Annotated in this window: 15 protein-coding genes, 1 other RNA gene and 1 pseudogene; 12 read left to right on the top strand and 5 right to left on the bottom strand. The window is 63.0% G+C overall.

The features are described 5' to 3' along the window. Positions 1 to 177: 177 nt before the first annotated feature. Positions 178 to 978: a YdiY family protein gene (locus ACD584_RS15710; protein WP_012437324.1), complete on the bottom strand. Its 801-nt coding sequence runs from the start codon at positions 976 to 978 to the stop codon at positions 178 to 180. 215 nt (positions 979 to 1,193) lie between these two features. Between ACD584_RS15710 and ACD584_RS15705 the strand changes: the two genes are divergently transcribed. Beyond that, positions 1,194 to 2,159: a YafY family protein gene (locus ACD584_RS15705; RefSeq protein WP_076037237.1), complete on the top strand. Its 966-nt coding sequence runs from the start codon at positions 1,194 to 1,196 to the stop codon at positions 2,157 to 2,159. A 4-nt stretch (positions 2,160 to 2,163) separates the two neighbouring features. On the opposite strand, the gene ACD584_RS15700 is transcribed toward ACD584_RS15705, so the two are convergent. Further along, positions 2,164 to 2,238: non-coding RNA, sX9 sRNA (locus ACD584_RS15700), on the bottom strand. A gap of 120 nt (positions 2,239 to 2,358) precedes the next feature. After that, complete coding sequence (locus ACD584_RS15695) at positions 2,359 to 2,928, bottom strand: lipocalin family protein (RefSeq protein WP_011038600.1); 570 nt, start codon at positions 2,926 to 2,928, stop codon at positions 2,359 to 2,361. Positions 2,929 to 3,601: 673 nt separating this feature from the next. Between ACD584_RS15695 and ACD584_RS15690 the strand changes: the two genes are divergently transcribed. The 3 genes and pseudogenes from ACD584_RS15690 to ACD584_RS15680 all read left to right on the top strand — a co-directional run bounded on the left by ACD584_RS15690 (position 3,602) and on the right by ACD584_RS15680 (position 7,232). Then, on the top strand, positions 3,602 to 3,913 hold the full coding sequence (locus ACD584_RS15690) for a membrane protein (RefSeq protein WP_011038599.1): 312 nt from the start codon (positions 3,602 to 3,604) through the stop codon (positions 3,911 to 3,913). Between the two features lie 69 nt (positions 3,914 to 3,982). Next, entirely contained in the window at positions 3,983 to 6,076 is a 2,094-nt protein-coding gene (locus tag ACD584_RS15685; protein ID WP_076037236.1) for a prolyl oligopeptidase family protein, read from the top strand. 204 nt (positions 6,077 to 6,280) lie between these two features. Then, positions 6,281 to 7,232 (top strand): annotated as a pseudogene (locus ACD584_RS15680) (IS481 family transposase). On the opposite strand, the gene ACD584_RS15675 reads toward ACD584_RS15680, so the two are convergent. After that, entirely contained in the window at positions 7,229 to 8,389 is a 1,161-nt protein-coding gene (locus tag ACD584_RS15675) for a hypothetical protein (protein WP_139328394.1), read from the bottom strand. The pseudogene ACD584_RS15680 and the gene ACD584_RS15675 overlap by 4 nt on opposite strands. Positions 8,390 to 8,905: 516 nt before the next feature. Beyond that, complete coding sequence (locus ACD584_RS15670) at positions 8,906 to 10,090, bottom strand: pyridoxal phosphate-dependent aminotransferase (RefSeq protein WP_076037235.1); 1,185 nt, start codon at positions 10,088 to 10,090, stop codon at positions 8,906 to 8,908. 109 nt (positions 10,091 to 10,199) lie between these two features. On the opposite strand from ACD584_RS15670, the gene ACD584_RS15665 reads away from it, so the two are divergent. The 8 genes from ACD584_RS15665 (at position 10,200) to hslU (ending at position 19,084) form a co-directional block, all read left to right on the top strand. Further along, positions 10,200 to 12,314: a S9 family peptidase gene (locus ACD584_RS15665; RefSeq protein ID WP_175611689.1), complete on the top strand. Its 2,115-nt coding sequence runs from the start codon at positions 10,200 to 10,202 to the stop codon at positions 12,312 to 12,314. Positions 12,315 to 13,089: 775 nt separating this feature from the next. Further along, positions 13,090 to 13,494, top strand: a complete 405-nt coding sequence (locus ACD584_RS15660; RefSeq protein ID WP_011038593.1) for a YbaN family protein — start codon at positions 13,090 to 13,092, stop codon at positions 13,492 to 13,494. Positions 13,495 to 13,533: 39 nt separating this feature from the next. Then, entirely contained in the window at positions 13,534 to 13,800 is a 267-nt protein-coding gene (locus tag ACD584_RS15655; protein WP_011038592.1) for a lipoprotein, read from the top strand. Then, positions 13,790 to 14,644, top strand: coding sequence for a diaminopimelate epimerase (gene dapF / locus ACD584_RS15650; RefSeq protein ID WP_076037234.1), 855 nt, complete (start codon positions 13,790 to 13,792; stop codon positions 14,642 to 14,644). The genes ACD584_RS15655 and dapF overlap by 11 nt, the downstream gene beginning before the upstream one ends. Beyond that, positions 14,641 to 15,309 carry a DUF484 family protein gene (locus tag ACD584_RS15645; protein WP_016944790.1) on the top strand — a complete coding sequence of 223 codons (669 nt, stop codon included), beginning with the start codon at positions 14,641 to 14,643 and terminating at the stop codon, positions 15,307 to 15,309. Before dapF ends, ACD584_RS15645 begins: the two co-directional genes overlap by 4 nt. Further along, on the top strand, positions 15,302 to 16,270 hold the full coding sequence (gene xerC, locus ACD584_RS15640) for a tyrosine recombinase XerC (protein ID WP_076037233.1): 969 nt from the start codon (positions 15,302 to 15,304) through the stop codon (positions 16,268 to 16,270). The genes ACD584_RS15645 and xerC overlap by 8 nt, the downstream gene beginning before the upstream one ends. 798 nt (positions 16,271 to 17,068) lie before the next feature. Further along, complete coding sequence (gene hslV / locus ACD584_RS15635; protein ID WP_011038588.1) at positions 17,069 to 17,620, top strand: ATP-dependent protease subunit HslV; 552 nt, start codon at positions 17,069 to 17,071, stop codon at positions 17,618 to 17,620. 99 nt (positions 17,621 to 17,719) lie between these two features. Further along, positions 17,720 to 19,084 carry an ATP-dependent protease ATPase subunit HslU gene (gene hslU / locus ACD584_RS15630; RefSeq protein ID WP_014509032.1) on the top strand — a complete coding sequence of 455 codons (1,365 nt, stop codon included), beginning with the start codon at positions 17,720 to 17,722 and terminating at the stop codon, positions 19,082 to 19,084. Positions 19,085 to 19,089 lie beyond the last annotated feature (5 nt).

Below are 19,089 nucleotides of genomic sequence, written 5' to 3'. Positions count from 1 at the left end.
ACATCGGCGGCATCGCCGATCGCTTGTTCGAAGCGCGCGCTGCGCAGCTGCCGCGGCGCTGCAAGCCGCCAGCCATCTCGTAGGAGCGGCCTTGGCCGCGAACGCGTTACCGATAACACCTGCACGTAATCGATAAAAACCCTCGCAGCCAACGCTGCTCCTACGAAATGCGATGGCTTACTTGAACGTGTAGACCAGGTTCACCGTGGTCAGCGTGTCGGTCTTCTTGTCGCCCTCACTGACGTCGCTGTTGTGGCGCATCTGCCAGGCGGCCTTGAGTGCGAAGTGCGAATTCATACTGACTTGCACGCCGAAATCGTTCTGCGCGTAGGTGTTGTATTCGCCCGATTCCACCAGCAGCGTGTTGATCAGATCGGTGTTGTCGGTGACGGTGTATTTCAGGTCGAACAGACCACGGCCGATCAGCCCGGTCTCGTTGCGGTCGTCGTCGCTGTTGTGCGCGCGGCGGATACCCGGGCCGATCTGCGCATCCAGATAAAAACGATCGGCATCGATCAGGCGCGTGCCGTAACCGATACCGAAGGTGGCCAGGCGGTCGTAGGTGGCGAAGTCATCGTGTTCGTAGCGGCCGGTTGCGGTGAGCTGGCGGTGTTCGCCCAGCTGCAGCGCGCTGCCGGCACTGCCGGTGTAGCGCTCGGCGGTGGTCTGGCGCTCGCGCGTCACGCTGCCGTCGTCGTTGGTATTGGTGTATTCCGAGCTCGAGCGCAGCGCGGTGGCATCCAGGCTGTGGATCCAGTCGCCATCGGTGTAGCGCAGGCGGATGCGCCCGTTGAGGCTGTCGGTGGTGCTGTTGCCGTGCGCGGACGCATAGCCGAGCTCGCCACTGCTGCCGCTCCACGGGGAGGGCATCAAGGCAGCGGCCGGGTCTGCCGGCGCCGGTGCGACCGCCTGGGCCCAGACGGTGGGCGTGATCAACAACAGCGGCAACAGGGCAGACAACGGGGCACGGCGTGACATGGGCGGCACTCTTGGAGACGAAAGGGAGGGCAGAGAGGTGAAAGCGATTTCATGATAACGGACTGGGCGACCGCGTCAGGACCGGGTGAAGCCGCGCTTCATTGGCGGTTCGGGCGATTGGCGCGCCGCGCCCCCTGCGCCAGGCCGGGTAGGCAGGCCTGGCGTGGGGCGTGGATGCTCACCCCGCCGCGCGAAGACTCGGACATAATCAGCGCATGGACCGCTACGAACGTATCAACGCCCTGCATCGCCTGCTCAAGTCGGCCCGCTACCCGGTCACGGTGGCGCGCCTGCAAGATGAGCTGAGCTGTTCCCGCGCCACCGTTTACCGCGACTTGGCCTTTCTGCGCGATGCGCTGATGGCCCCGGTGGAGGGCGACGGCGAATCCGGCTTCCGCTATCTGTCTGGCGAAAGCGACCGCTTCGAGCTGCCGGGCCTGTGGCTGAGTTCCGAAGAACTGCACGCCTTGCTGGCCTCGCAGCAGTTGCTGTCGCGGACCGGCGGCGGCGTGCTGTCCTCGATGCTGGCACCGCTACAGCAGCGGATCGAAGGCCTGCTCGCCGCCCAGGCCGGCGTCTCGCAGTGGCCGGTGGACCGGGTCCGGGTGATCCCGCACCGCGGCCGCAAGCTCGACGAAGCCAGCTTCCGCAGCGTGGCTTCGGCGGTGCTGGAGCGCAAGCAGTTGAGTTTCGACTACCGCGCCCGCTCCACCGACGAATCGACCAAGCGCACGGTGTCGCCGCAGCGCATTACCCATTACCGCGACAACTGGTACCTGGATGCGTGGGACCACGGCCGCGAGGGCGTGCGCAGCTTTGCGGTGGACCGTATCAACCACGCGCGCATCATCGATACCACCGCGCGCGACGTGCCCGACAGCGAACTGAATGCGCAGCTGGGGGCCAGCTACGGCATTTTTTCGGGCGCGCCCAAGGGCTGGGCCACCATCGTGTTCAGCGCCAAGGCCGCGCGCTGGGTGGCCGACGAGCACTGGCATTCCAAGCAGCAAGGGCGCTTCCTGCCTGACGGCCGTTACGAACTGAAAGTGCCGTACAGCGTCTCGCGCGAGCTGCTGATGGATGTGCTGCACTACGGCTCGGACGCGGAAATCGTCGAGCCGATGTCGTTGCGCGAGCAGGCCAAATCGCTGCTATCGCTGGCGTTGAGTAATTACGACTAAGCGCGGCTAACGGAACGTAGCGGGCAGTTGTCAGGTGGGTGCGGGCGGCGCGGAAGAACCGGACCGTACGTGGATACATGCCGGTTTCGAGCACCGGCCGCGCGCCCTGGCGGCTGCGCAGTCGTTTTGATCGCGGCTCCAAGCCCGGCGGGCAACGCCGGGGAGCGCACGCCGACATGGTCGCGTGCGCGGGCGCCAATCAGCGCTTGTCCGGAACTTCGAAGCCCAGCCGGCCTACTTGTTCTGGCAGCTGCGGCACGCGCTTGAGTTTGTCGGTGTAGATGGCGTAGTCGTCGCGCATCTTGTTGACCAGGGTGCGGTACTGATCGCGGCTCATGTCCGGCTTGCGCGCGAAGATCCAGGCCAGGTCGCGGCCGGGGTAGGAGATCAGCATCCACGACCCGTCGGGCGCAATTTCCAGGATGCGCTGCTTGGCCGGAATGACTTTGTAGAACCACACCCGCCAATCGCGGTTGCCGCTGTCCGCGTCCACCGAGGCGCGTGCGTTGACTTCCTTTTCCGGCTCCTCGAAGCCTTCGCGGTAGCGATAGCGCACCGCCACCTTGCCGTCTTCCACCAGGGTGTATTCGTCGCGGCTGGCCACATGGCCGCGCTCGACCGGGTTGGGCATGCGTGCAATCACGTACCAGGTGCCCATGATCTTGGACAGGTCGATCGGCCGCTCCGTGGTCGGTGTGTCCTTGGCCTGCGCCGTGGGCAGGCCAAGCACAAGCAGGAAAGCGAGGGCGATCGAAACGGTCAGGCGCATCGCAAAGTCACAGAGGGTCAGTTGGGTCAGCACACTACCGCATGCAGGGGGCAAGTTCGCGTCAACGGTTGCGCCTGGCGTCGACAAACGCCGCTGGACCGGCCGGGCGCGCGTGCCAGCCGGCCCAGTGGACGGCAGCCAGATGACGGAGCCGCGACAGTGGCGGCGCTGACCGCGGGCCGGTGGATGCGGCTGCGCATGCCGCATCAGCCTGATCTGGCTAATCAGCCCGCGTGACCGGCGACGCGGTGGGGAGGGCTGGGGGCGGTTGATGCATGCACCGGGACAGCGCGAATGCTGGGATCCGCCGACGCCTGTCTTGCATGGCCCGGCTGCGCGTTGCGGCACTTCGGTAAAGCTGCGCTACTGGCGACGCGTGGGTAACGGCCGTGGTGTGCGGTTGGTGCCGGAACCGGAAACCGCGCGAGTGCTGGTCCAACCAGGCTTGCTCGGCGTTGCGCGGCCTACGCACGGCGGAAGTCCATCAATGGCGCAGCGGCGGCGGGAACACCGCGTGCCCCAGCCGCGAACGAGCAGCGCGCAGCGCCGCCGCCAGCCAGCCACACACGCGAAACGGCAGCGCGTCACCGGTGTCGCACAGGTCGCAGCCGGTGAGATGGCCGCAGGCAATTCTGCCGGCCTGTCCTCATCCATCCCGCCACGGAGTGCCGCCATGTCGCATCGCCTTTCCCGTCGTTCCGAAACTCCCGACCCACGCGTGCTGCGTCCGGTGCGTCAGGTCGCCCTGGCCGGGCTGGCCCTGGTGCTGGTGTGGCCGGCGGCGCGCGGCCACAGCGAGTGGATCGGCTGGTTGCCGCTGTGGCTGGTTGGTATGCCGATGCTGGCGTGGTGGAGCCTGTACCGGTTCGCCGTGCCGGCATTGCCGCGCCGGGGCGAGCGGCCAGCAAGAACACGGCGGCGGGGGCCGCAGGCGCAGCGCCGTCGCGTGGGTTCGCGCACGGCGACGCAGGTGCGCGCGGCCTGACCTTCGGCAGGGGAAGCCGCCGAACGGCTATGTTACGGTCCGGCGGCTCGCTTTTCTTAGGGAACCCCCATGTCCAAATTCGCCTCGATCTGCCTGGTTGCCGGCCTGATCACTGCTGGCGCCGTCTCTGCAGAGGAAACCGCCGTGTCCAATGATCCGTATGCCTGGCTGGAAGATGTCACCGGCGCCAAGCCGCTGGACTGGGTCAAGGCGCAGAACGCCAAGACCGAGGCGCGGCTGGCAGTGACCCCGGCCTTCAAACAGATGGAATCGAGTATCCGCGAGGTGCTCGACTCGAATGCCAAGATTCCCGCCGTGCAGAAGATCGGCCCGTACTACTACAACTTCTGGAAGGACAAGCAGCACGAGCGCGGCCTGTGGCGGCGCACCACGCTGGACGAATACCGCAAGGCGGCGCCCAAGTGGGAAACCGTGCTGGACCTGGATGCGCTCAACAAGGCCGAGAAAGAGAACTGGGTCTGGCACGGCGCCGATTGCCTGCGCCCGGGCTACCAGCGCTGCCTGATCGCGCTGTCGCGCGGCGGTGCCGACGCGGACGTGACGCGTGAGTTCGACCTGTCCACCAAACAGTGGGTCAAGGACGGGTTCTTCCGCCCCGAAGCCAAGGGCGGGCTGGGCTGGATCGATCAGGACACCGTCTACGTCTATACCGATTTCGGCGCCGGCGCGATGACCAGCTCCGGCTACCCGCGCATTGCCAAGCAGTGGAAGCGCGGCACGCCGCTGAGCACGGCCAAGGTGGTGTACGAGGGCAAGCCCACCGACATGTACATCATGGCGATGCACGACGACACGCCTGGATTCGAGCGTGATTTCGTCAGCCGCACGCTGGCCTTCTACAACGACGAGCTGTATTTCAAGAAGGCCGATGGCGCGCTGGTAAAGGTGGATGCACCGAACTCCGCCAACAAGAGCGTCAAGCGCGAGTGGCTCACCCTGGAGCTGCGCGAGCCGTGGACGGTGGGTGGCAAGACCTACAAGGCCGGCTCGCTGCTGGCCACGCGCTTTGATGCCTTCATGCAGGGCAAGCGCAACTTCGATGTGCTGTTCGAGCCCACCGACACCACCTCGTTGGCCGGCATCGCCTGGACCAAGTCGCACCTGGTGTTGAACGTGCTGGAGGACGTCAAGAATCGCCTGAGCGTGGTCACCCCCTCGCAGGATGGCTGGAAGAAGAGCGCCTTCGTCGGTGCGCCGGCGTTTGGTACCGTCGATGTCAGCGCGGTGGACAGCGACGACAGCGACGCGCTGTGGTTGACCGTCACCGATTATCTGACCCCCACCACCTTGTCGTGGGTGGAGGTGGGCAGCGCGCCGCAACCGCTCAAGACCATGCCGGCGTTCTTCGATGCCGGCAAGGACAGCATCGAACAGCACTTTGCCACCAGCAAGGACGGCACCCGCGTGCCGTACTTCCTGGTGCGGCCAAAGGATCTCAAGCTCGATGGCAGCGCGCCGACCCTGCTGTACGGCTATGGCGGTTTCGAGATCTCGATGACGCCGAATTATTCCGGCGCCCTGGGCCGTGCCTGGCTGGAGAAGGGCGGTGTTTACGTGGTGGCCAACATCCGCGGCGGTGGCGAATATGGCCCACGCTGGCACCAGGCCGCGCTCAAGCAGAACCGCCACAAGGCCTACGAAGACATGGCTGCGGTGGCCAAGGACCTGGTCACGCGCAAGATCACCTCGACCAAGCACCTGGGCGTGCAGGGCGGCAGCAACGGCGGTCTGATGACCGGCAACATGCTCACCCAGTATCCGGAACTGTTCGGTGCGGTGGTGGTGCAGGTGCCGCTGCTGGACATGAAGCGCTACAGCCATCTGCTGGCCGGTGCCTCGTGGATGGCCGAGTACGGCAATCCTGACACCGACGACTGGAAATTCATCCAGACCTTCTCGCCGTATCACCTGTTCGATCCGAAGAAGACCTACCCGCCGGTGATCTTCCTGACCTCCACGCGCGATGACCGCGTGCATCCTGGCCACGCGCGCAAGATGGCCGCCAAGATGATCGAGGCTGGCAAGGACGTGACCTACTACGAAAACATCGAAGGTGGACACGGCGGTGCGGCCAACAATGCGCAGGCGGCGCATATGGCGGCGCTGGCGTACAGCTTCCTGTGGGAGCGGGTGGCGGATTGAGTCGTCGACCGGAAGTGGTTCTGTCAATCGAGTTACGTTCGTTTCGCCAGGAAAACTTCATCTCATCAGGGATTCAAAAAGGACGGACATCTGATCGCCAGCATCCAGATCGGCGCTCACCCAGACTGTTAGCGGATACCTCTTAGGATGTTTGATCCCAGGCTTTGATGGTGCATTATTTTCCATCGAATGGAAGGAAGCACGATGGGCCAGGTTCTGCATGGGAGCGCCACCACGACAGAGGCGATCCGTCGAGCGATACAACATAGTCAAGAGAGCCTGAGAACGCTTTCCAAGCGCTACGGCATCAATCAAAAGACGGTGGAGAAGTGGAAGAAGCGCAGTTCGGTTGCGGCTCTGCCAACTGGGCCGACGCACCCGCGTTCCACGGTGTTGTCCATTGAGGATGAGGCGGCGATCGTCGCCTTCCGCAGGCACACATTGCTGCCGCTGGACGACTGTCTCTACGCACTGTAGCCGAGCATCCCGCATCTGACGCGCTCATCATTGCACCGCTGTCTGCAGCGCCATGGTATCTCGCGCTTACCCGACATCAAAGGCGACAAACCTGCCAAACAGCAATTCAAGCACTATCCGATTGGCTACTTCCACATCGACATCGCAGAGCTGCAGACGGCCCAGGGCAAGCTCTATCTGTTCGTGGCCATCGACAGAACGTCCAAGTTTGCGCTCACCGAGCTTCATCCCTCGGCCAACAAGCTGGTTGCAGCGCAGTTCCTGCGCAATGTGATTCAGGCGGTGCCCTACACCCTGCATACGGTTCTGACGGATAACGGCATCCAGTTCACCAACCGCAGTTCCGACCGCTACGCCTTCGTGCAGCTCTGTCAGTCGCGTCTGCGAGGAGCACGGCATCGAACATCGCTTGACCAAGGTTAAGCATCCCTGGACCAACGGGCAGGTCGAGCGGATGAACCGGACCATCAAGGAAGCCACTGTCAAACGCTTCCACTACGACGATCACGCACAACTGCAACAGCATTTGGCCAACTTCATCGACGCCTACAACTACGCTCGCAGACTCAAAGCCCTGAAGGGTCTGACACCGTACGAATTCATCTGCAAACAGTGGGCATCCGAGCCCGAGCGGTTCAACGTGAACCCGATCCATCTAATGCCGGGACTGAACATCTAAGGTTTTTTCAGAAAAATTGCTTGAAAACTAACTTTATCTTTCACGCCATTATTATCTCTAAAAAAATCTTTTGTATCTTTGAATTCAATAGCTTCTCCATGGAATGGCTCCCTTATGCTCAAGTAAAATTTCCCCCTGTGCTCCCTCACGCCATCGAGCATTAAAACATGCCCGCCTTTAGAAAATATGCAAGAACCCATTTCGTTGATCTTTTTTCCAAGATCGCGCAGCGCATCCCTTCGGGTCTCATGCAAACTTCCCATTAGGCTTTTTTTATAGCTGACGTTTTTGTATTCAAGCAAAACAGGCTCCATCCCGGTGTTTGCACTTAACGATGATGCAATCTCGGGCATATCCCTCCGCCTACCCTTATCCATGGGGCCGCTATTGCCATCAACTGAGATTTTATGATGGTCCAACCTCATCATTAATTCGCATGCAAAGGTACAGTCACGAAAACTAGGTTGCAGCACCATAAATTTGCCATTAGGAATCGGATATGCGTCGAACGACCCAATGCGTATCGGGCTGACAGCATAGCCATCTACTATGAATGCCTGCTGATGGTCATTTGTCGCCTCCACACCACCAAAGCGTCGAGTTACCGAATCCGAGGGTGCACTGTAAATTAATCCCTCTGCGATTTGACTTAGGTAATTTGCATCTGGGAGCCTTTCAAAGGTCGGATAGCGCCGGACAAGGCCATCCGAACAACGCACCATGAGTTCAGAACCCCAATCACGTGGGCAGGGTCGGACATCCCAGCGCGGGCCGAGAGTGTCGATGATACCTACGACGTTCGGAACATTTTTATATATGTGCGAAGTTTCTTTTGCTCTAATGGTTTTGAACGTCTTATCACTAGCTACCGGCGATTTAGGGGGTAATCTAGAGGACGGCCCCGCTTCGCCTTGGTGCCGTGCCTCCCTAAGCCCCGCATTCGCTGTTACCAGATTAGATGTTGTTGATCTAGCGGATGAGGCGTTAGAGGTATGCCGATGCCTCCTGGGCGGACGCATCGGAGGCATGCCCTCCGGCATGCGATCCGCTGTTTGTGAATTCTGGGTTGATCGTGCCGGCGTGGGCTGTGGCTCGACTGATTCATCTAAAAAGTTCACGCGACCACTGGCATGCGGCTTGTTGACAGAATAGTCCATAATTTCTCACCTAATATATTTGATGAATTTTTTGATTTCCAGAGTGGCGCGCTTTATATGCTTGCACGCGGCGTGTAAAGGTTGGTAGGTCCGTCCGAAATCATTTGCCACTTTGCGAAAAAACAGCGAACATCTCAACTCGGCAGCTCTGTCCCCGACAAAATCGCGCTCCTCCCAAAGAGATGATCCCCCGCGTAGCGCACTGATGTTCGACTTGTTTGCCGAAGCCTCTCGTCAGCACAGCTGCGATAAGGGGTGGGTCACATCAACCCTGGACTCTAAATCCCGCCGCTACTCAAGGCGGGGGGACGTCGACGGAACGACCTGCTCCATCTCGGCCAGGAAGATCTCCCGGCGGGTCTGCTTGGGCTTGCCCAGGCACTCAGCGTCACCGAATGTCAGTTGCATGGATGATTCCTCAACGTGAGTGGGTAGTGTCGCGTATCTGCGATGCGTTGTTCAGAGGTTCCCTAAACGCAGCTGCGGAGATGAGCCGTGCGATCACACGTCGCGCAATCAAAGATGCTTCAACCCACGCGCAATCCGCTCTACCGCCTGCTCAAGGCGCGGCAGGCTCTGGGTATACGCAATACGGACGTGTTGATTGGCGCGATGAAAGCCGAAGTCGATGCCTGGGGTGAAGGCGACATGTTCGGTTTCCAGGAAATGGGCGCAGAAGGCCTGGGCATCGCCGGAGAATGTGCTGATATCGGCGTACAGATAAAACGCGCCTTGCGGCTCGACGTCGATCTTGAAACCCAATGTGCGCAAGGCCGGCAGTAAATAATCGCGGCGTTGCTGGAACTCGGCCCGGCGGGCTTCGAAGATGGCGATGCTTTCTGGCATGAAACAGGCCAGTGCGGCGTGCTGGGCAACCGTGGAGGCGCTGATGTAGAGATTCTGCGCGAGTTTCTCCAGCTCGGGCACTGCCTTGGGTGGGGCGATCAGCCAGCCCAGGCGCCAGCCGGTCATGCCGAAATACTTGGAGAAACTGTTCAATACGAAGGCGCCGTCGTCTACTTCCAGCACGCTGTGCGCATCCATGCCATAGGTCAGGCCGTGATAGATCTCGTCCACCACCAGGTGGCCGCCGCGCGCATGCAACGCCTGCGACAACGCCGCCAGTTGTTCGCGCGACAGCACACTGCCGGTGGGGTTCGCCGGCAAGGCAACCAGGGCGCCGACGCTGTCGGCATTCCAGCAGGCGTCCACCAGGCCTGGCGTTAGCTGGTAATCGGTGTCCGCGCCGACCGGCACCAGTTGTGCGGCGCCTTCGACTAGGCGCAGAAAGTGACGGTTGCACGGATAGCCGGGGTCGGCGAGCAGCCAGTGTTTGTTCGGGTCGACCAACAGACTGCTGGCCAGCAGCAAGGCGCCAGAACCGCCGGGCGTGACCAGGACGCGTTCCGGATCGATGTCGCAGCCATAGCGCTGCGCATAAAACCCAGCGATGGCTGCGCGCAGTGCAGGAAGGCCGCGTGCGGCGGTGTAGCGGGTGTGCCCGGCGGCCAATGCGGCCTGTCCGGCGGCAACGATCGGTGCGGCGGTGGTGAAATCCGGTTCGCCGATTTCCAGGTGGATGACATCGTGGCCGGCCTGTTCCAGTGCGTTGGCGCGTGCCAGCAGGGCCATCACATGGAAGGGCGCGATGTCCTGGCTGCGGCGGCTATAGCCGGACACGGGCGAAAGCAGTGAGTCCATTGCGAAGATGATAGACCAGCATGACCTCGGACACATGACGCTCCCCGGCGGCCTCTTCCACACTCGCGCGCTGGGATGGCATTGCGTTCATCCAACGGACCCCAATCTGATGAAACCTGTCCTGACCTTGTTGATCGCCAGCCTGATGACCAGTTCTGTTCCTTCCGCACTTGCCGCCCTCCCGACGCCGCCGGACGTGGCCAAGCATCCGCACGTGGTCAAGGCCCCGTTCGGTGCCACCCGTAACGATGACTACTACTGGCTGCGCGACGACAAGCGTGAGAACAAGGCCATGCTGGCGTATCTCAACGCCGAAAACACCTACGCCGACGCCTTGATGGCGCCGCTGAAGCCGCTGGAAGACACGCTGTATACCGAGATCGTCGGGCGCATCAAGCAGGACGATGCCAGCGTGCCGTACCGCGAGCGTGGCTACTGGTATTACACGCGCTACGAGGCCGGCAAGGACTACCCGATCCAGGCGCGCCGCAAGGGCAGCATGGAGGCGCCGGAAGAGATCCTGCTCAACGTCAACACCCTGGCCGAGGGCAAGGGCTACTTCAGTGTTGGCGATGCCGAAGTCAGCCAGGACAACCGCATCCTGGCCTGGGCCGACGATGCAGTGGGCCGCCGACAGTACACCATCCGTTTCAAGAACCTGGAGACCGGCGAGGTCTATCCGGACACCGTGGAAGGCGTCTCGGCCAACGTGGTGTGGGCCGACGACAACAAGACCCTGTTCTATGTGGAAAACGACCCGGAAACGCTGCTGACCGTGCGCGTCAAGAAGCACGTGCTCGGCACGCCGGCCAAGGACGACGTGCTGGTCTACGAGGAAAAGGACGACAGCTTCTACATGGGCATCTCCCGCACCCGCGACGACAAGTACATCGTCATCGGCGTGGAGAGCACGGTGTCCTCGGAAACCCGCTACGCGCCGGCCGACAAACCCGAGACCTTCACCGTGCTGGCCAAGCGCGAGCGCGACGTCGAATACCAGCCGGAGCATTTCGATGGCCGCTGGGTGATCCGCACCAATGCCGATGGCGCCAAGAACTTCAAGCTGGTCACCGCGCCCACCAATGCGACCACGCGCAAGCAGTGGACCGACTGGGTGGCGCACGACCCGAACGTGTATATCGAAAGCTACGCACTGTTCGATGGCTTCACCGCCATCGAAGAACGGTCCGGTGGCCTGGAGCGCGTCCGCCTGCTCAAGCGCGATGGCAGCCACGAGTACGTCAAGACCGACGAGTCGGCGTATTCGATGGGGTTGTCGGTCAACTCCGAGCCGGACACCGCGTGGTTGCGCTACACCTACACCTCGCTGACCACACCGGCCACCACCTACGAACTCAACACGCAGACCGGCGAGCGCAAGCTGCTCAAGCAGCAGCCGGTGATCGGTTACGAGGCCGGCAACTACGTGACCGAACGCGTCTGGGTGACCGCGCGCGACGGCGTCAAGCTGCCGGTGTCGCTGGTCTACAAGAAAGGCTTCAAGAAAGACGGCACTGCCGCGTTGTTCCAGTACGCGTACGGCAGCTACGGCATGTCGATGGACCCGGCGTTCAACCTGCCGGCGGTGAGCCTGCTGGATCGCGGCGTGGTGTATGCCATCGCGCACATCCGTGGCGGGCAGGAAATGGGCCGGCAGTGGTATGACGACGGCAAGCTGCTGCACAAGCAGAACACCTTCAACGACTTCGTCGACATCACCCGCGGCCTGGTGGCACAGGGCTACGCCGCCAAGGACCGCGTTGCGGCTTCCGGCGGCAGCGCCGGCGGCCTGCTGATGGGCGCGGTGGCCAATATGGCCCCGCAGGACTACCGGGTGATGGTCGCGCAGGTGCCGTTCGTGGACGTGGTCACCACCATGCTCGATGCCAGCATCCCGCTGACCACCAACGAATACGACGAATGGGGCAACCCGGAAACCAAGGATTACTACGACTACATGCTGTCGTATTCCCCGTACGACAACGTGCGCAAGCAGGCCTACCCGGCGATGTTCGTCGGAACCGGCCTGTGGGATTCGCAGGTGCAGTACTGGGAACCGGCCAAGTGGGTCGCCAAGCTCCGCGACGACAACACCGGCACCTACCCGATCGTCTTCCGCACCAACATGGAAGCCGGCCACGGCGGCAAATCCGGCCGCTTCCGCCGCTACCGCGAACTGGCCGAATCCTATGCCTTCGTGCTGGACCAGCTGGGCGTCAAGTAGTTGAGGGGCGGGGATTGGGGAGTCGGGATTTGGGATTCGTAAAAGCAGAGCGCGAGGGTTTTTAGCGATTAGCTATTTGCCTGGATGTCAGGGGGCGGTGGATGCGGGAGGCTGGTGTTGACTCCGCCTCCGCCTCTACTTCCCACTTCCTGTCTTCCGTCTCCTTCTTCCCCCTTTTCACCTCTGCTCCGGCTTCCGCTTCCTGCTTCGCTTCCCGCCGTCCCACCTAGCGTTTTCCTGCCTGTTTTTTCGCTTCCTGCTCCTGCTCCTGCTCTCGCTTCTGCTGACGCTCTCGCTCCACCAACGTCGCCTTAAAGCGAGCCGAGCAACGCAGCTGCGCGGGGCCGAAGAGGCGCCCTTGTCTGAGCGCAGCGAGTTTGGGCGCCGTGCCACGCGTGGTGAGGAGCGCAGGGCACCGGTGCGGCTTCACCGCACCGGATCGCGGCGGCTACAGCGGTTTTGGTTCCTTTTGCCAAGACAAAAGGAACTCGCGCCGCAGGCGCGAAAGCCCTGCACTCGCTCTGCCGTGCTTTCAGACGTGCCAGCAATAAGCGACAAACCAATCGTCGCCCAAGCACCGCAATCAACCCACCCCTTCGTGCGCTCTCCGGGCAAAGCATCCGGCTGAAAGAACGCCGCCGCAAAAGCGAAGCGAGCCTGAGCGCACACACATGGCACGCACCCCAACACAAGCTGCTCCCAAGCGCACCCCACATCCCCTGCAACAAAAAACCGTCCACCCACCAACCCCCACCACTGGCCGTATCATTCCCCCATGACGCGACCGAACCGATTCCGCTGGGCGTGGTGGCTGCTGGCCTATGCCAGCCTGGCCACCGGCATTGTCGGCATCTTCGTCCCCGGCCTGCCCACTACCGTATTCGTGCTGATCTCCGCCTGGGCCGCCTCGCGCGGCTCCGAACGCCTGCACCGCTGGCTGATGGCGCACCCGCGCTTTGGCCCGGCCATCGTCGAATGGCAGACCTATCGCGCGGTGAGCCGCAAGGCCAAATGGATGGCGACCCTGACCATGACCATCTGCGCCGCCATCATGCTGTGGTGCGTGCCGGTGCTGTGGGTCAAATGCCTGTCGATCGGCAGCATGGCGGTGGTGGCCATCTGGCTGTGGCTGCGCCCGGAGCCGCCGCCGCGCGCACTGCAAACGCCCGCCTCGCACTGAGCGCACGGCAGTCAGGGTGTTCTGGCTATACTTCGGTGCATGAGCATTATGTCCCGACCGTCTGTTCGTCTCGCACTGGTGGGTGCGACCCTCGTCCTGCTCGCCGCCTGCGGCAACAAGGGCCCGCTGGTGATGCCGCAGAAGCCGGTGCCGGTGGAAGCCCAGCCCGTGCTGCAGCCGCCGGATGCACCGCAACCGCTGGACGAATCGCAGACGCCCGCGCCCGTGCCGGCCGACAGCACCACCCAGCCCGCGCCGACCACGCCGACCACGGATCAGCCCGCCAGCAGCGGCAATGAGCGCTGACGTCCACACCGGGCGCTTGCGTTTCACCAAGATGCATGGCGCCGGCAACGATTTCGTGGTGCTGGATCTGCGCAATGGCACACCACCGCCCGATGCCAGCCTGGCCGCGCGGTTGGCGGATCGTCATTTCGGTGTGGGCTGCGACCAGATCCTGACCATCGAAACGCCACGCAGCGTCGAGGCGGTGGCCGCCTACCGCATCTGGAATTCCGACGGATCACACTCGCAGCAGTGCGGCAATGGCGCGCGCTGTGTGGCCGCGTGGCTGGTGCGCGAGGGCACCGCGCAGGGCGATGTCTTCACCATCGACAGCCCCTTCACCGCGCACCGCGTCGAGCGATTGGACGCGGGCACATATTCGGTGGCGATGGGCGTGCCGCAGTTCGAGCCTACGCAGATTCCGCTGGCCGGCTTTGCCCATGCGCGCGACGAATACGCGCTGCCCGTGCACGGAGAAACCGTGCGCTTTGGCGCGGTGTCGATGGGCAACCCGCACGCGGTGGTGGAAGTTGGCCGGGTCGATGCGGCGCCGGTGGAGCGGGTGGGTGCGTTGCTGCAACAGAACGCGGCGTTTCCCGAATCAGTCAATGTCGGGTTTGCACAGGTGGTGGACCCGGCGCATGTGCGGTTGCGTGTGTACGAACGCGGCGTTGGCGAAACGCTCGCCTGCGGCAGCGGTGCGTGCGCGGCCGCGGTGGTGCTGATGCATCGGGGCCGGGTCGAGCGCAATGTACGCGTGTCCTTGCCGGGTGGCGAATTGCGGATCCGCTGGGCCGGCGAGCAGGCGCAGGTGGTGATGTCCGGGCCAGCCGTGTTCGTCTTCGATGGAGAGTGGAACCAATGAGCGAGATCGACAAACTCGGCGCGCATGACGTCGCCAACTGGCTGCGCCGCCATCCGACCTTCCTCAAGCAGTTCCCGGATCTGGCGGTGAGCCTGCTGGTGCCGCGCGATGACGGCCCCACTGCCTCCCTGGCCACGTACCAGCTGGAAGTGCTGCGCGACAAGAACCGCGAGTTGTCGCGGCGCCTGCACGAACTGGGCAGCAATGCGCAGGTCAACGAACGGCTGGCGGTGCGCACGCATCAACTGACGCTCGCGCTGATGCGCCAGGCCACCCCGGCCGACACGCTCAAGGCGATGGCCGCGTCGTTGGCAGAAGATTTCAATGGCGAACTGGTGCGGCTGGTGTTGCTGCAACCGGTCGCCGGGCTGGAGGCAGACTGGTTGCAGGTGATGGCGGCCGATGACGCGCGCCTGGCGCCATTTCGCGATTGCCTCACCGATGGCGAGCCGATCTGCGGCCGCCTGCAAGCCGAAAAACATGCGCTGTTGTACGGCGCGCATGCCGGCGAGGTGCAATCCACCGCGTTGCTGCCGTTGCCGGGCATCGGCCTGATCGCAGTGGGCAGTAGCGACGCCAATCGGTTCTACCCGGGCATGGGCACGTTGTTCTTGCGCATGATGGGCGAGTCGCTGGTGGTGGCACTGCAGCGCTTCGATGCCTGAGGCGGCGCCGCCGGTTGCGGATGCGCAGGGTTCCTCGCCGACAGCGACGACCGGGCCCGGCGCAGATGCAACGCTGTCTGCGGTGGAGCCCTTCCTGGCGCATCTGCAGATCGAACGGCAGGTCTCGGCACATACGCTGGATGCGTACCGGCGCGATCTTGCCGCGCTGATCGGTTGGGCAAGTGCACAGGGCAGCGAGGATGTCGCGCAGCTCGACAGCGCGCAGCTGCGGCAATTTGTCACTGCCGAACACCGGCGCGGGTTGTCGCCGAAGAGCCTGCAGCGTCGCCTGTCGGCTTGCCGCAGTTATTACGCGTGGTTGCTCAAGCATGGCCGCATCGCGACCAGCCCTGCGGCTGCGTTGCGCGCGCCCAAGGCGCCGCGCAAATTGCCGCAGGTGCTGGATGCCGATGAAGCGGTGCGGCTGGTGGAAGTGCCAACCGACGCGCCGCTGGGCCTGCGCGACCGCGCCTTGCTGGAGCTGTTCTATTCCTCCGGGTTGCGTCTGAGCGAGCTGTGCGCCTTGCGCTGGCGCGATCTGGATCTGGACAGCGGCCTGGTCACGGTGCTTGGCAAAGGCGGCAAACAACGCCTGGTACCGGTGGGGTCGCATGCGGTGACGGCCTTGCGCGCCTGGCAGCGCGACAGCGGCGGCAGCGCGCAGACGCATGTCTTCCCGGGGCGGGCGGGCGGTGCGATCTCGCAACGCGCGGTGCAGATCCGCATCAAGCAGCTGGCGGTGCGCCAGGGCATGTTCAAGCACGTGCATCCGCACATGCTGCGCCACAGTTTTGCCAGCCACATCCTGGAATCCTCCGGCGACCTGCGCGGTGTGCAGGAGTTGCTGGGGCATTCGGATATCGCCACCACGCAGATCTATACCCATCTGGATTTCCAGCATCTGGCCAAGATCTACGACGCCGCGCATCCGCGGGCGAAGCGCAAGAAGGCGACGGAATGAGTGCGCGCCTCTGCGCGTGAGTGTGAGAGACGTCATCAGCCTGCCGGCCAGCTATTGTGATCGAGACGCTGGTGCTGGCCCGGTCCAGCATAGGTGCCGTTGATAGAGCCGATGCAGCTGTTAAAGCCAGTAGTTGGCAAAACAAGTACCGCTGGTAAGCCACCACCGTTGATAACTCAGTCCAGCTAGCGGCCCAGTCCAGCTGATTGGGCCATCACAGCGGTAAAGCAGTGCTTGGATAGCTGGGAGCTCATGAAGTGTGCTCCGCTCTAGCCCCTCTCCCCTCGGGGAGAGGGGGTGGGGTGAGGGTCCCTGTGCAGACGCTGCTTGGCGTCTTGGGAAAGTTGGAGAACCTCAGAGTTCGCTGTGTCCCATTGAAGTTCAAATGCCGCGCGCAAGGCAACCGCGGTTAAACAGCGCAACGTTTCAATGATGGGTGCGAGAAGCGCAGCTGTTTTCGAGACATCTCTGCAAGTCGCCAATAGAGCGTGTTGACTCACTGGGCATGCAATCAATTGAAGCGGCCGTACCCTCACCCCAACCCCTCTCCCGACGGGAGAGGGGCTATACGGATGGCATGCGGTCACCTGCTTGGGTGGCGGTCGGTGCGCTCCGCCAGCGTGTGCGCACTTCGCGCCTGTCCATTCTCCAACTCCAACTCCAACTCTATTCGCCCAATGGCCCAATGGCCACCCGCTACTTGTTACCTGCACCACCGGCATCACTCTCTTCCTTCGTTGCATCCCGCTTGAACCCGGCAGGGGCGTCCCCACCTCTTTGGAAACCCCCGGAGGACCCATGGATCCCAGCCAGAACCCCAACGTCGTTCACGCCACCACCATCATTTCGGTCCGACGTGGCGGGCATGTCGCCGTCGCCGGCGATGGTCAGGTCACCCTCGGCCATACGGTCATGAAAGGCAATGCGCGCAAGGTGCGCCGGCTCGGCCGCGACGGCCAGGTACTGGCCGGTTTTGCCGGTGCAGCCGCCGATGCGTTCACCCTGTTTGAACTGTTCGAAGCCAAGCTGGACAAGCACGGCCAGCTGACCCGCGCCGCCGTGGAGCTGGCCAAGGATTGGCGCACCGAGCGCCGCCTGGGCAAGCTCGAAGCATTGCTGGCCGTGGCCGACAAGGAAACCTCGCTGATCATCAGCGGCACCGGCGATGTGATCGAGCCGGAAGACGGCATCATCGCGATCGGCTCCGGCGGCTCGTACGCACTGTCTGCCGCCCGCGCGTTGCTGGCGCACACCGAACTGGACGCCAAGACCATTGCTACCGAGGCGATCAACATCGCCGGCGATATCTGCATTTATACCAATCGCAATGTGGTGGTTGAAGAGCTGTGAATCGGGAGTGGGGAATCGTGAATCGCAACAGCGGTTCCTTCCCTATTTCACCGGTGCCGGCTTTTGCGTTTCCCCTTTTCCCATTCCCGATTCCCGACCATGACCGATACCCATAGCACCATGACTCCGCGCGAAATCGTGCAGGAGCTCGACCGCCATATCGTCGGCCAGCACGATGCCAAGCGTGCGGTGGCCATTGCGCTGCGCAATCGCTGGCGGCGCATGCAGTTGCCGGAAGAATTGCGCAACGAAGTGATGCCCAAGAACATCCTGATGATCGGCCCCACCGGCGTGGGCAAGACCGAGATCGCGCGGCGTCTGGCCACGCTGGCCAATGCGCCGTTCGTCAAGGTGGAAGCCACGCGTTTCACCGAAGTGGGCTACGTCGGCAAGGATGTGGAGCAGATCATTCGCGACCTGGCCGATACCTCGGTCAAGTTGTACCGCGAGCAGGCCAAGGTGCGCGTGCGCAACCAGGCCGAAGAGCGCGCCGAAGATCGCATCCTGGATGCATTGTTACCGCGACGCTCGGCCGGCATCGGCTTCGACCCGGAGGCGGCGCGTCATGAGCCGTCGGCGCAGGACAACGAAACCCGCATCAAGTTCCGCCGCATGTTGCGCAACGGCGAGCTGGACGAGCGCGAGATCGAACTGGAAGTGGCGGTCAACGCCAGCATGGACATCATGACCCCGCCGGGCATGGAGGAAATGGGCCAGCAGCTGCGGCAGATGTTCTCCAACCTGGGTGGCGGCAAGTCGCAGAAGCGCAAGCTCACCATCAAGGCGGCGCGCCCGCTGTTGATCGAGGAAGAAGCCGGCAAGCTGGTCAATGAAGACGACATCCGCACCGCTGCGATCGAGGCCTGCGAGCAGCACGGTATCGTGTTCATTGACGAGATCGACAAGGTGGCCAAGCGTGGTGAAGCCGGTTCGTCCGGTGGCGATGTCAGCCGCGAGGGCGTGCAGCGCGATCTGCTGCCGCTGGTGGAAGGTTCCAACGTGTCCACCAAGTACGGCACGGTCAAGACCGACCACATCCTGTTCATTGCTTCGGGCGCGTTCCATCTGGCCAAGCCCAGCGATCTGATTCCGGAATTGCAGGGCCGCTTCCCGATCCGCGTGGAACTCACCGCGCTGACCAAGGCCGATTTCGTGCGCATTCTCACCGAGCCCAAGGCGGCGTTGATCAAACAGTACGAAGCCTTGCTGCAGACCGAAGGTGTGGCCTTGACCTTCGGCGCCGATGCGGTGGACCGCCTGGCCGAGATTGCCGCGCAGGTGAACGAGCGGCAGGAAAACATCGGTGCGCGGCGGCTGCATACGGTGCTGGAGCGTTTGCTCGATGTGCTGAGCTACGAGGCGCCCGACCGCGATGGCCAGAGCGTCACCGTGGACGCGGCCTACGTGGATGCGCAGTTGGGCGAGCTGGTCCAGGATCCGGATCTGAGCCGTTACATCCTGTAACCCTG

The sequence above is a fragment of the Xanthomonas sp. NCPPB 2922 genome, from assembly GCF_041520885.1.
GTDB classification, from domain to species: domain Bacteria; phylum Pseudomonadota; class Gammaproteobacteria; order Xanthomonadales; family Xanthomonadaceae; genus Xanthomonas; species Xanthomonas campestris.
Note: the sequence above shows the minus strand (reverse complement) of the source record. Positions and strands in the feature narration are given on the sequence as shown.